Raw genomic sequence first — 12948 nt, 5'->3', positions numbered from 1 at the left:
CGGACGAAAAGCCAATTGCTTGGCTTTTCGAGCTTCGAACGCCCTGAGCTTGCGAAGGGCGGGGGCGAGGGAGGCGGCCGCTAGACCAGCGGCTTCAGCGCCACCCACAGCGCGCCACCGATCAGGCCGAGGAAGATCAACCAACCGACCTGGTTGTTCGACCGGAACAGCCGCAGGCATTGGTCCGGATTGTCGATATCCAGAACCGTGATCTGCCGGCCCATATGGGCGCCGGCGGCGATCAGCCCGGCCAGTGCCGGCACCGGCGCCTGCGCCGACGCGAAGGCGATGGCGAAGCAGATCAGCGCGCCGCCATAAAGTCCTGCCAGCCACGACTTGGTGTTTTCGCCGAACAGGCGTGCCGTCGAGCGCACGCCGACAATGGCGTCGTCTTCCTTGTCCTGGTGCGCATAGATCGTGTCGTAGCCGATCACCCACAGGATCGAGCCGACATAGAGCATGATGGCGGGCCCATCGAGATCGCCGAACTCGACTGCCCATCCCATCAGCGCGCCCCAGGAAAAGGCAAGGCCGAGAACCAGTTGTGGCCAGTTGGTTATCCGCTTCATGAACGGATAGATGGCGACGACGGCCAGCGAACAGATGCCGAGCAGAATGGCGAAGCTGTTGAACTGCAGCAGCACCGCCAGGCCGGCCAGGGCCTGCAGGACGAGAAACAGCCATGCCCGCCGGCGCGTGACCTTGCCCGATGGCAGCGGCCGCGACCGCGTGCGTTCGACCTTGTTGTCGATGTCCTCGTCGACGAGGTCGTTGTAGGTGCAGCCGGCGCCGCGCATGGCGATGGCGCCGACCAGGAACAGCACGAGATACCATGGCGCCGGCAGCAGCGAGAGCAGCGGGTCGCCGGGGCGCGGATAGGCGCTCGCCGCAAGCGCCGCCGACCACCAGCACGGCCACAAAAGCAACTGCCAGCCGATCGGCCTGTCCCACCGGGCAAGCTGGGCGTAGGGCCATATCGAGCGTGGCAGCACGCGATAGACCCAATGGCCGTTCGGCGCATCGGCGACACGGCCCTGGGCCGCTTTCGATTGGATGGGTTCCATCATGCTGGATTGGCAGCAGAGTTGGAGGTCGTCAAGCGGCGAGGCGGGCAGCTGCGCCGGATCATGAGGCGAAGATGTCGTGGGTGGCGAACCAATCCTTCGCCACCTCGATGAAGGCCAGCGCCGCATTAGATACACGCTGATGCGTGTCATGGGTGAGCAGGATCCGCTGCATGGGCAGCGGATCCGACAGCGGCTTGCAGATGAGGGGCAGGCCGTCATAGCTGCGGTCACCGTGCGGGCGGGTGTAGCTGATGGCAACGCCGAAGCCGTTGGCGACCATGCTGCGTTGGAGTTCGAACGAGCTCGTCGCCCTGTCGGCCACTGGCGAAAGGCCGCGGCTGCGGAACAGATCAAGCATGTGTTGCCAGCTGTGTGGCTGGTCCGTCGTGATCAGCGGATAGGCGGCCAGGTCCGCGAGGCTGACCGATGGACGGTCCGCCAGGGGATGGCCTGCCGGTAACAGGGCGTGCGGGCGAAGTTCGCGCAGCAGGATGCGGGCGAAATGCGTCGGCAGGCTGAGATCATAGGTGAGGCCGAGATCGATGGCCGCATCGCCGAGCCGTCGTCCCAGCGTTTCGAACGTCTCGTCGCGAACCACGATCTTCACGGCGGGATAGCGTTCGGAGAAGGCACGGATCAGGGCCGGCGCGAAGAACGGTGCCAGATCCTCGAAACAGCCCAGCACCAGTTCACCGCCGACAGCCGATTTGCCTGAGCCCAGGCCGACGAGTTCGTCCGCCTCGGAGAGGACCTGTCTTGCCTTCGCCACAACGGCGCGCCCGAACGATGTCGGCGACACGCCGCTTCCCCGCTGGCGGACGAACAGCTTTTGGCCGAAATTCTTTTCGACGGCGTCAATCGCCACCGAGATCGAAGGCTGCGAGACGTTCAGCATCTTTGCCGCGCCGGTGACGCTGCCATGACGCGCCACGGCGACAAGATAACGCAACTGCGTGAGGGTCACATTCATAGACATAGCCTATGTAGCAAATGGAAAGTTATTATTTTACTGAATGAAAGATGGTTGCGATAGTCGGTCATTCCCATAAGGAGAACGCCATGGCTTCCGAAAGCGACACCCAGACGATCGATGCCCAGAAAATCGATGCCAAGACAATCGCCGACTACCAGCGTGACGGTGCGGTTTGCATTCGTGGCGCCTTCAAGGATTGGGTCGACACGATTGCCGCCGGCATCGAGCGCAACATGCAGAACCGCAGCGCCACCGCGTCGGATATCGCCAATGGCCGCGGCAGTTTCTTCGACGACTACTGCAACTGGGAGCGCATTCCCGAATTCGTCAGGGTGGTGCGGGAATCGCCGGCCGCTGAGTTGGCGGCGGCGGTGATGCAATCGCGCACCGCGCAGTTCTTCCATGATCATGTGCTGGTCAAGGAACCCGGTACGCAGAAGCCGACGCCCTGGCACCAGGACATCCCCTACTACTTTGTCGACGGCCGGCAGACGGTGAGCTTCTGGATTCCCATCGACCCGGTGAAGGAGGCAACGCTGCGCCTCATCGCCGGCTCGCACAAATGGGACAAGATGATCCTGCCGGTGCGCTGGCTCGACGACAGCAATTTCTACGCTGGCGACGGGGACTATCTGCCGGTGCCCGACCCGGACAAGGATCCGTCGCTGAAGGTGCTCGAGTGGGAAATGGAGCCGGGCGACGCTATCCTGTTCGACTTCAGGACCGCGCATGGCGCACGCGGCAACATGACCTCGGCGCGGCGCCGGGCGCTGTCGCTGCGCTGGGTCGGTGACGACGCACGCTATGTCGAGCGGCCGGGACGCACGTCGCCGCCCTATCATGGCCACGGCATGCAGCCGGGACAGAAATTGCGCGAGGACTGGTTTCCGGTCGTTTTCCCGGGCTGAACCGAATTGCCAGAACACGGGCGCCGGTATCCGGCGCCCGTGTTCGGCAGGGGTAACGTTCCCGTGCGCAATTCGGATCAAAACACCCGGATGCCTTGACCCGTCGCCAAGAGAGCAATAGCGGGTGCTCTCCAAGGGATAGCATCAAGAGGTGGCCATGAACGTTCTTCTTCTCGGCTCCGGTGGCCGCGAACATGCGCTTGCCTGGAAGATTGCCGCCTCACCGCTGCTGACCAAGCTCTATGCGGCTCCCGGCAATCCGGGCATCGCCGGCGAGGCCGAGCTGGTGAAGCTGGACATTGCCGATCACGCCGCCGTGGCCTCCTTTTGCCTGGAGAAGACAATCGACCTTGTCGTGGTCGGTCCGGAAGGGCCGCTGGTCGCCGGCATTGCCGACGATCTGCGCGCGCAAGGCATTCGCGTCTTTGGTCCATCCAAGGCCGCCGCACAGCTGGAAGGCTCGAAGGGTTTCACCAAGGACCTCTGCGCCAGATACAACATCCCGACCGCCGCCTATGGCCGTTTCGGCGATCTGGCGTCCGCCAAGGCCTATGTAGAAAAGACGGGTGCGCCGATCGTCATCAAGGCCGATGGCCCGGCCGCTGGCAAGGGCGTGACCGTCGCCATGACACTCAGTGAGGCACAGGCAGCACTCGATGCCTGTTTCGAAGGTTCCTTCGGCGCCGCCGGGGCGGAGGTGGTGATCGAGGAATTCATGACCGGTGAGGAGGCAAGTTTCTTCTGCCTCTGCGACGGCACCACGGCGCTGCCCTTCGGCACCGCGCAGGACCACAAGCGTGTCGGTGATGGCGATGTTGGTCCCAACACCGGTGGGATGGGCGCCTACTCGCCGGCCCCGGTGATGACGCCGCAGATGGTTGAACGCACCAGGCGCGAGATCATCGAGCCGACCATGCGCGGAATGGCTGTATCAGGCGCGCCTTTCGCCGGCATTCTCTTCGCCGGGCTGATGATCACCGAGAATGGGCCGAAGCTGATCGAGTACAACACCCGTTTCGGCGACCCGGAATGCCAGGTGCTGATGATGCGGCTGAAGGATGATCTGCTGGTGCTGCTCAACGCAGCGACCGACGGCCAGCTTGCGCATACCTCAGTGCGCTGGCGCGACGAAGCCGCGCTCACCGTGGTGATGGCCGCCAGGGGCTATCCCGGTACTCCGGAAAAAGGATCCGTCATCCGCGGCGTCGAAGACGCGGCAAGCGACGGCGTCCAGATATTCCACGCCGGCACGGCCATCAATGGCGGCGCGCTGGTTGCCAATGGTGGCCGCGTCCTCAATGTCACGGCGACCGGGAGCACGGTCGGCGAGGCGCAGAGGCGCGCCTATGCCGCGCTCGACCGCATCGATTGGCCGGACGGCTTCTGCCGCCGCGATATCGGCTGGCAGGCCGTGGCGCGCGAGCGGGCAGGCTGAAGTTCCGTATCGGGAAGGCAGCCTACCGCTGGCCGCGATCGAGTTCGGTGGAAGCGGTGCTGACAGGGTCGGCCGCCCCGGCGAAGGCGGCGTCGAGTTGCGCGGGTGAACGCCGCTCGGTCCGCTTCCAGGCGACATATTGGACAATGCCGAAATTCGGCCGCCGCGGCACCGTCTTCACGACTGGCATGCGGAAACCGTAGCGGAACTTCGCCCAGCGCGTACTGAGCGCCGCGACCATTTCCTCGAAGGTCGGTGGTGCCGCCACCGAGGCATAGGTGATGGTGACGTTGCCGGCGAGGCCAGCCTGGCGTGAGACGGGCAACGGTATCGAGGCGAGATAATCAGGCGGCACGTCGATGAGCCCACCGAACGGCCATTGCGCACGCAACGTGGCGGCGTCCGTCGGCGCGACGTTGACGTCGATGTCGTTAGGCGTGCCGGCGACCCTGTAAGGGCAGCGGAACCTGCCGCAATTGGCTTGCGCCGAGAACTGCCACAATGCGTAGCCTTGCCAGTTGCCCATCGGAAAATGCACGTCGATGTCGGACTTGTAGCGGGCGTACCAGAGCGGTAGCCGCGACAGGAGCCGGTATCGATAGCTGTTGTCGGCAATGTACTGGGCCGTCTTGCCGTTGGTGTAGAGCACCGGGAAACGGCCGATGCGCCTGTGCACCTGGCGGACGAACTCCTCGGCATCGTCGAGCGACATCCACTGTGAGGGATCGTTGCCCTCGATGTCGAGAGCCAGCAGGTCGTCCGGCGCCGGCTCGGCGAAATCGAGGAAATTGTTGGCCTGCTCGACCGGATTGCCGGGGCGGGCCAGGTGATAGGCGCCCCATTTCAGGCCGAGCGCCTTGGCCACGACCCGACGCGTCTGGAACAGTTCGCGCGTCACTGCATGGCGTTTCCACAGCGCCTTGCAGAGCTTTACGTCGGTGTCGCTGCCAAAACAGAAATAGGGCGGCGGCATGCCGTCGGAAGCCTTGTTGATGAATCCGACGATGCGCTTGTCGGTGGCAAGTTGCGCCCAGTCGATGGAATTGTATTCGTAGGCGTCGACCACCAGGGCGCGGTCGGCATTCTTCCACGGCTCGGAGAAATCCGAAGCCTGTGCCGCCATCGACAGCGCGATCGTCGCCGCGAAAGCGAGAAGCGCTGTGCGGCGAAGGAGGCGCGCCGGCATTGGCAAACAGGGAATCCCCGTTGATCAAAGGCAGATGCTGAACCGCTATGGTTAAGGATTTGCTGCTGGGTGCGCCACCAGCAAAGCTAGCGTCGCATGAGCGGCTGAAATTCAAACGGGTCGGGTGCCGGCTCTTGCGGCAGCGTGCCTTCGGCGGCGCGTTTGCGGTGGTGGGCGAGAGAGCATTGCGGCGAACACAATATGCCGCGATCCGACCAGTAGGCGGCGCCGTTTTCCAGCTTGCCCTGATGGTACCAGAACCCTGTTGCGCGATAGGGCAGGACGCATTCGATGCAGCGATAGGCGTCGGGTCTGGCAAGCATGGGATGGTCCGGTCCGCTGTTTTTCCCTGTCGCCGGGTCGACTTGATCCGGCGATGATTGAATTTAATACGTGTCGGCGCGATTGCAAAATCCGCGTGACAAAATTTGACGTTTACGTAAAAAGAAGATGGGAGACCACCCAAAGGCGGGATGGTTTTGCGGCAGCGCGGGTCCTAGGATCAATCGGGCCGATGCATCAAGAGGAGAGAGCGGCATGTATCGGGCACCGGTCGAGGATATCGCTTTCACCCTCAAGCATGTTGCCGGCCTGAAGCCCGCACTCGATGCCGGCACGTTCGGCGATCTGAGCGAGGACCTGGTCGATGCCGTGCTTGGCGAGGCCGGCCGTTTCGCCACCGAGGAGGTAGCACCGCTCTACAAGATCGGCGACGAACAAGGTGCGGTGCTGAAGGGTGCCGCCGTCACCACGCCGCCCGGCTGGAGGGACCTCTATCGCCGCTGGATCGATGGCGGCTGGAACGCGCTCTCCGGGCCCGAAGAGTATGGCGGCCAGGCGCTGCCGACCATGCTCGGTGTCGCCGCGCTCGAAATGTGGAACTCCGCCGCCATGGCCTTTGGCATCGGCCCGACGCTGACCATGGGCGCGGTCGAAGCGCTCGACAAGCACGCCTCTGAAGACCTCAAGGCGAAATATCTCGCAAAGCTCGTCTCCGGCGAATGGATGGGCACGATGAACCTGACCGAGCCGCAAGCCGGTTCGGACCTCAACGCGCTGCGCGCCCGCGCCGAACCGGCCGGCGACGGCACCTACCGCATCTTCGGCCAGAAGATCTTCATCACCTATGGCGAGCACGACTTCACCGACAACATCATTCATCTGGTGCTGGCGCGGCTGCCCGATGCGCCTGCCGGCACGCGCGGCATATCGCTGTTCCTGGTGCCGAAATTCCTGGTCGGCGACGACGGATCGCTCGGCGCGCGCAACGATGTCTTCTGTTCCGGCCTCGAGCACAAGCTGGGGATCCATGCCTCGCCGACCTGCACCATGATCTATGGCGATGGCTTCGAGGGGGCCAAACCCGGCGCCATCGGCTGGCTGATCGGCGAGGAGAACAAGGGCCTCGCCTGTATGTTCACCATGATGAACAATGCGCGGCTCTGCGTCGGCATGCAGGGCGTGGCGGTCGCGGAAGCCGCGACCCAGAAGGCGATCGCCTATGCCAATGACCGCCGGCAGGGCAAGGCGGCGAGCTACGCTGGTACCGGCATGGCGCCGATCGTCCATCATCCCGACGTGCAGCGCAATCTGTTGACCATGAAGGCGCTGACGCAGACCGCGCGCGCCATCAGCTACTGCTGTGCCCACGCCATCGACCTGGCGCGCGTATCGGCCGGCGATGACGCGGCGCATTGGCGCGACCGTGCCAATCTGTTGACGCCGCTGGCCAAGGCTTTCTCGACCGATGTCGGCGTGGACGTCGCTTCGCTCGGCGTCCAGGTGCATGGCGGTATGGGCTTCATCGAGGAGACGGGCGCGGCCGCCCTCTATCGCGATGCGCGCATCGCGCCGATCTACGAAGGCACCAACGGCATTCAGGCGATCGACCTGGTGATGCGCAAGCTGCCGCTCGGCGGCGGCGAACATGTTCATGGCTTCATCGACGAACTGGCGGCGGTGGCCGGAACGGTGCGCACCTCCAACCTGCAGGGGTTCGGCCGCACCGCCGATGCTCTCGACACGGCGCTCGCCGATCTGACGCAAGCGACCCGCTTCCTGCAGAAACTGACGGCCGACGGCCGGTTGGACGAGGCGCTGGCGGGTGCGACGCCCTATCTCAGGCTGATTTCGCTGGCCGCCGGCGGCGCCTATCTGGCGCAGGGGGCGCTTGCCGATCATGGCCGTATCCCGCTTTGCCGCTTTTTCGCTGAAAACCTGCTCGGTGAGGTCAGCGCGTTGAGGGCGCGCGTCATCGACGGCGCCGAAAGCCTAGCCGCTGCCGGTAAAACGCTGATTTCAGCCTGACGCTCACAAGGAAGAAACCGTGACAGACCATATCCTCGTCGAGCGCCAGGGCGCCATCCAGATCATCCGCATGAATCGCCCCGACAAGAAGAACGCGCTGACGCGCGCCATGTATGCGAAAATGTCTGCGGCTCTTGCCGAGGGTGACGCCGACCCGGCGATCCGCGTCCACGTGTTTCTCGGCGTGCCCGGCGCCTTTTCGTCCGGCAACGACCTTGCCGACTTCATGGTCGTCGCCACGGGCGGCGATGGCGGCACCGAGGTGTGGGATTTCCTCATGGCGCTGGCCAGGGTCGAGAAGCCCATCGTCTCCGGCGTCGACGGCATCGCGGTGGGCATAGGAACGACGCTCAATCTGCATTGCGACCTGACCTTCGTCACGCCGCGCACCGTGTTCAGGACGCCTTTCGTCGACCTCGGTCTGGTGCCCGAGGCGGGGTCGAGCCTTTTGGCGCCGCGCATCCTGGGGCAGCAAGGCGCATTTGCATTGCTCGCCCTCGGCGAGGGTTTTTCGGCCGCACGAGCGAAGGCCGCCGGCCTGATCTACGAGGTGGTCGAGGAAGGAGCGCTGGAAGCCTCGGTCCTGGCGGCGGCCGGCCAGATCGCCGCCAAGCCACCGCAAGCGCTGAAGATCGCACGCGACCTGATGCGCGGTTCGCGCGACGACCTTGTCGCCCGCATCGGCGAGGAAAGCGAGCACTTCCGCGAGCGGCTCAAGTCAGACGAGGCGCGCGCTGCCTTGACCGCTTTCATGACCAGGAAGAAAGCCTGAGCCTCTCCTTCAGGGGTAAAGCCGCGTCTTGCCCCAACCACCCTTGCCGTTGCGTGAAAAGACGACGCGGTCATGCAGCCGGAACGGACGGTCGTGCCAGAACTCGATCGTTTGCGGCACGATGCGGAAGCCCGACCAGTGTTTTGGCCGCGGGATATCGCCGATCGCATAGCGCGCCGTGTATTCCGCCACCGCCTTTTCCAAGGCGAAGCGGCTTTCCAGCGGCCGCGACTGTTTCGAGGCCCAGGCGCCGATGCGGCTGCCGCGCGGACGCGTCGCGTAGTAGGCGTCGGCTTCGGCATCGCTGACGATCTCCACCGGACCGCGAATGCGCACTTGCCGGCGCAGCGATTTCCAGTGGAAACACATCGCCGCCTTCATGCTGCCAAGAATTTCCCGGCCCTTGGCGCTCTCGAAATTCGTGTAGAAGACGAATCCGCTTTCATCGAACCCCTTGAGCAGAACCATTCGCACATCCGGCATGCCGTCGGCATCGACGGTCGCCAGGGCGACGCCGTTGGGGTCGTTCATTTCGCTCTTCGTGGCGTCTTCCAGCCATGCGGCAAAGAGGCGAAACGGCTCGGCCGCCTCGGTAAAGTCACTGCTTGTTAACTCTGTGTCACTCATAGTTTTTCTCAAATTGTCACGAAATCGGGGAGGTTGCTGATTGTCGCGTATCGCGCAAGCTTTTGACAGCAGGCAATGGAGCGTTATCGCTTCGGCCAGCAGGAAAGCCGTGATCGTGGCAGTCGCCCTGCCGCTTGCAGCCTGTGGCGCCGGTGGCTTCAGCCTGGAAAAAGCCGAGGTCGATCGCTCGATCCTGACCAGCAGCACATCGGCTTCGGCCGCGGCGACCGATTCGGAGCGCGACTCCGACCAGACGACGATCGGCAATGCGGTGTCATCCGCCGACATCGAGCAGCTCGCCGGCCAGTCGGTGCCATGGGCGAACGCCGGCACCGGGTCACGCGGCTCCATCACCGGGTTGGCCGAATTGAAGGACAAAGGCCAGACCTGCCGCCGCTTCAAGGCCTCGCGCGAAAGCTTTGACGGCGTTGCCATGTTCGAAGGCGAACTTTGCCTGGCCGGCGCCGGCGGCTGGCGCATGCAGGACTTCAAGGCGCTCTGAGCCTGATCCGAAAAACGATCGGGTCGGCTTGGCGGGTCTTTTCGCCGCCCAGTGCGTCGCCAATCTTGCCGATATCCCGATATCGGCTGCGACCGGCTCCTTCCGGATCGACAAAAATCCCTCACCAATCCTCAACCGCCGACTTTCGGATCAGGCTCTGATTTTCCGCCTTTGATATGCCGTTCCACCACTGGAATTTCTTCCTATGCGAGCGCATATAGGGGGCAACAGAGACTCACTCCTTCTCCAGGGCAGTAAGCATGCGCGACCCCTATGAGGTGCTGGGCGTTGCCAAGAACGCATCGGCCAAGGACATAAAATCGGCGTACCGGAAACTCGCCAAAAAGCATCATCCGGACCAGAATCCGAATGATCCCAAGGCGAAGGACCGTTTTGCCGCGGCCAACCAGGCCTATGAGATCGTCGGCGACGAGAAGAATCGCGCCGCTTTCGATCGCGGCGAGATCGACGCCGACGGCAAGCCGCGATTCCAGGGCTTTGAGGGCGCGGCCGGTGGTGGCGATCCCTTCGGCGGGTTTCGCCGGCAGCAAGGGGCGGGCGGTTCGCGATTCGAATTCCGCTCCGGTCGTCCGGGCGGTGATCCGTTCGACGGCAACAGCGACATCTTCAGCCAGATATTCGGCGACGCCTTTTCCGGCGCGCGCGGCGCAGGCCCGGGCGACCGCCGCCAGCCGGCGACCGCCGCCGATCTGAACGTGACGCTCGACGTCACCATCGAGGAAGCCGCGACAGCCGACAAGGTGACGGCGATGTTCCCCGACGGCCGCAAGGTGGCGGTGAAGCTGCCGGCCTATGTCGAGGATGGCCAGACCATCCGGTTGAAGGGGCAGGGCGAGCAGGGGCCGGGCCAACCTGGCGACGCGCTGGTCAAGATACGCTTTCGCCGGCATCCGCGCTATCGTCTCGAGGGCCGCGACCTGCACGCCGATCTGCCGGTAGCGCTGGCCGATGCGGTGCTCGGCGCCAAGGTGGCGGTCGATACGCCGACCGGCAAGCTTGCCGTCAACGTTCCGGCCTGGTCGAGCTCGGACAAGGTCCTGCGGCTGAAGGGCAGGGGTCTGCCGGAAAAGGCCGGTGGCCATGGCGATCTCTATGCCCATGTGCGGATCATGCTGCCAGAGGGCGGCGACAGTGCGCTCGAAGCGCTGTTGCGCAGCCAAAAAGGCTGATTGTCGGCTCTTGTCCCCTGAACTGTCCGGTTTGAGCGCTTGAAGGGGCCCTGTGCCTGTGCGATAGGCACTCCACAAAGCAGAAAACCTTGCGGAGAGCGCTCACATGGCGGGTGGACAGGGCCTTATGGCCGGCAAGCGCGGCCTTATTCTTGGCGTCGCCAACAACAGATCGATCGCCTATGGCATCGCCAAGGCCTGCGTCGACCATGGCGCCGAGATCGCGCTGACCTATCAGGGCGAGGCGTTCAAGAAGCGCGTTGAGCCGCTGGCCGCGGAACTGGGCGCCTTTGTCGCCGGCCATTGCGATGTCACCGATCCGGCGAGCCTGGACGAGGTTTTCGCCAACGTCGCCAAGCACTGGGGCAAGCTTGATTTTCTCGTCCACGCCATCGCTTTTTCGGACAAGGACGAGTTGACCGGCCGTTATGTCGAGACGACGCGCGACAATTTCCTGCGCACCATGGACATTTCGGTTTATTCCTTCACCACCATCGCCAAGCGCGCCGAGGCGCTGATGGCCAATGGCGGCTCGCTGTTGACGCTGACCTACTATGGCGCCGAAAAGGTGATGCCACATTACAACGTCATGGGTGTCGCCAAGGCGGCGCTCGAGGCCAGCGTGCGCTACCTGGCCGTCGATCTCGGCGCCAAGAAGATCCGCGTCAACGCCATCTCGGCCGGCCCGATCAAGACGCTTGCCGCGTCCGGCATCGGCGATTTCCGCTACATCCTGAAGTGGAACGAATACAATTCGCCGCTGAAGCAGACGGTGACGCAGGAGGAGGTCGGCGATTCCGCCGTCTATTTCCTGTCCGATCTGTCGCGCGGCGTTACCGGCGAGGTGCATCACGTCGATTCGGGCTATCACGTCGTCGGCATGAAGGCGGTCGACGCGCCGGACATTTCGACGGTCAAGGATTAACAGCCCGCCAATCGTCGTCAGTCCCGATCCCGTTCCGGAAGACCCGATGTACCCGCTGGTTTATATCGTGCGCCACGGCCAGACCGCGTGGAACGCCGAATCCCGGCTTCAGGGGCAGGCCGACACCGATCTCAATACTCTCGGCCGCGAACAGGCGACCGGAAACGGGCATCGGCTTGCCGAACTCGTCGGCAATCCCCGGGATTTCGATTTCGTCGCAAGCCCGATGAAGCGCACGCGCGAAACGATGGAGCGCATCCGCGCCGCGATGAAGCTCGATCCGGGTGCCTATCGGACCGATCCTCGCCTCGTCGAAGTCAATTTCGGCGATTGGCAGGGGTTTACCTTTGCCGAACTCGAGACGCGGTATCCAGGCGCGAGCAGGACGCGCGCTTTGGACAAATGGAACTTTCAGCCGCCGGGCGAAGGCGCCGAGAGCTACCAGATGCTGCTCGTACGGGTGAAGCCCTGGTTCGATGCGATCCAACGCCCGACGATCTGCGTGACGCATGGCGGCGTGATGCGGACCTTGTTTCGCTTCGTGCTTGATATGGCCGAGGACGAGGCAGCGAACCTGGACATGCCGCAGGATCGCGTGCTCAAACTCGAAGGCAAGGGCCTGGAGTGGCTTTAGCCGCAGGTGGCGGCGCCGATTCTCTAATTGGCCGAACTGTCAGGCAGTTCCATGTCGGTGATCACGTTTTCGCCATTGGTCACATCATAGGCGATGACGATGTCCATGCCCGGCTTCAGCGCATCGAGATCGGTCTCGGCGTTCAGCTTGTAGGACTTGCCGTCATCCAGCGTCAGCGTCAGCGCGTCCTTGTCGATTTTCTTGATCAGGCCTTCGGTCTGACCGGCGAAAGCGGCGGTGGAAAGCAGCAGTGTGGCGGCAACGGCGCCAATCAGGGTACGCATAATCGTTCCTCTTTATCATTGCACCGGCATGGCGGCGGGCGTTCAACGGCGGATGGAGCAGAGCAGAAACCAACCGAATGTGTCAAAACTAAATCCACCAGATCACGGTTTGACCCCTGTGAAAAACGCCAATAGAAG

At 63.6% G+C, this 12948-nt stretch carries 14 protein-coding genes; 8 read left to right on the top strand and 6 right to left on the bottom strand.

The window, feature by feature from the left end; genetic code table 11:
- Positions 1-80: 80 nt before the first annotated feature.
- Both ubiA and AC56QQ_RS24605 read right to left on the bottom strand, forming a co-directional pair.
- Positions 81-1064: a 4-hydroxybenzoate octaprenyltransferase gene (ubiA, locus tag AC56QQ_RS24610; RefSeq protein WP_497129107.1), complete on the bottom strand. Its 984-nt coding sequence runs from the start codon at positions 1062-1064 to the stop codon at positions 81-83.
- A gap of 61 nt (positions 1065-1125) precedes the next feature.
- A complete protein-coding gene (locus AC56QQ_RS24605; RefSeq protein WP_497123703.1) occupies positions 1126-2037 on the bottom strand; it encodes a LysR family transcriptional regulator in 912 nt (303 codons plus the stop codon).
- Between the two features lie 89 nt (positions 2038-2126).
- Here AC56QQ_RS24605 and AC56QQ_RS24600 point away from each other — a divergent pair, with 89 nt between their 5' ends.
- Positions 2127-2948: a phytanoyl-CoA dioxygenase family protein gene (locus AC56QQ_RS24600; RefSeq protein ID WP_497123702.1), complete on the top strand. Its 822-nt coding sequence runs from the start codon at positions 2127-2129 to the stop codon at positions 2946-2948.
- A 157-nt stretch (positions 2949-3105) separates the two neighbouring features.
- Complete coding sequence (purD, locus tag AC56QQ_RS24595; protein WP_497123701.1) at positions 3106-4383, top strand: phosphoribosylamine--glycine ligase; 1278 nt, start codon at positions 3106-3108, stop codon at positions 4381-4383.
- A 22-nt stretch (positions 4384-4405) separates the two neighbouring features.
- Here purD and AC56QQ_RS24590 read toward each other — a convergent pair whose 3' ends face one another.
- Entirely contained in the window at positions 4406-5569 is a 1164-nt protein-coding gene (locus AC56QQ_RS24590) for a glycoside hydrolase family 25 protein (RefSeq protein WP_497123700.1), read from the bottom strand.
- 86 nt (positions 5570-5655) lie between these two features.
- Positions 5656-5892, bottom strand: coding sequence for a hypothetical protein (locus AC56QQ_RS24585; RefSeq protein ID WP_497123699.1), 237 nt, complete (start codon positions 5890-5892; stop codon positions 5656-5658).
- Positions 5893-6106: 214 nt separating this feature from the next.
- Between AC56QQ_RS24585 and AC56QQ_RS24580 the strand changes: the two genes are divergently transcribed.
- Positions 6107-7876, top strand: coding sequence for an acyl-CoA dehydrogenase family protein (locus AC56QQ_RS24580; RefSeq protein ID WP_497123698.1), 1770 nt, complete (start codon positions 6107-6109; stop codon positions 7874-7876).
- Between the two features lie 19 nt (positions 7877-7895).
- The gene (locus AC56QQ_RS24575; RefSeq protein WP_497123697.1) at positions 7896-8648 is read left to right on the top strand and encodes a crotonase/enoyl-CoA hydratase family protein; all 753 of its coding nucleotides are present in this window, start codon (positions 7896-7898) and stop codon (positions 8646-8648) included.
- A 9-nt stretch (positions 8649-8657) separates the two neighbouring features.
- Here the strand turns inward: AC56QQ_RS24575 and pdxH are convergent, their stop codons facing one another.
- Entirely contained in the window at positions 8658-9275 is a 618-nt protein-coding gene (gene pdxH / locus AC56QQ_RS24570) for a pyridoxamine 5'-phosphate oxidase (protein ID WP_489860393.1), read from the bottom strand.
- Between the two features lie 40 nt (positions 9276-9315).
- Between pdxH and AC56QQ_RS24565 the strand changes: the two genes are divergently transcribed.
- From AC56QQ_RS24565 to AC56QQ_RS24550, 4 genes are all read left to right on the top strand, one after another.
- Positions 9316-9777, top strand: coding sequence for an RT0821/Lpp0805 family surface protein (locus tag AC56QQ_RS24565; protein ID WP_497123696.1), 462 nt, complete (start codon positions 9316-9318; stop codon positions 9775-9777).
- 260 nt (positions 9778-10037) lie between these two features.
- Positions 10038-10967 carry a DnaJ C-terminal domain-containing protein gene (locus tag AC56QQ_RS24560; RefSeq protein ID WP_091576402.1) on the top strand — a complete coding sequence of 310 codons (930 nt, stop codon included), beginning with the start codon at positions 10038-10040 and terminating at the stop codon, positions 10965-10967.
- 106 nt (positions 10968-11073) lie between these two features.
- Positions 11074-11892: an enoyl-ACP reductase FabI gene (fabI, locus tag AC56QQ_RS24555; RefSeq protein ID WP_497123695.1), complete on the top strand. Its 819-nt coding sequence runs from the start codon at positions 11074-11076 to the stop codon at positions 11890-11892.
- Positions 11893-11938: 46 nt separating this feature from the next.
- The gene (locus AC56QQ_RS24550; protein ID WP_497123694.1) at positions 11939-12526 is read left to right on the top strand and encodes a histidine phosphatase family protein; all 588 of its coding nucleotides are present in this window, start codon (positions 11939-11941) and stop codon (positions 12524-12526) included.
- Between the two features lie 23 nt (positions 12527-12549).
- On the opposite strand, the gene AC56QQ_RS24545 is transcribed toward AC56QQ_RS24550, so the two are convergent.
- The gene (locus AC56QQ_RS24545; protein WP_091576397.1) at positions 12550-12810 is read right to left on the bottom strand and encodes a DUF1344 domain-containing protein; all 261 of its coding nucleotides are present in this window, start codon (positions 12808-12810) and stop codon (positions 12550-12552) included.
- Positions 12811-12948 lie beyond the last annotated feature (138 nt).

It is taken from the genome of Mesorhizobium sp. RCAM 05099, from assembly GCF_059683685.1.
This window is presented reverse-complemented; position numbering and strand designations above follow the sequence as displayed.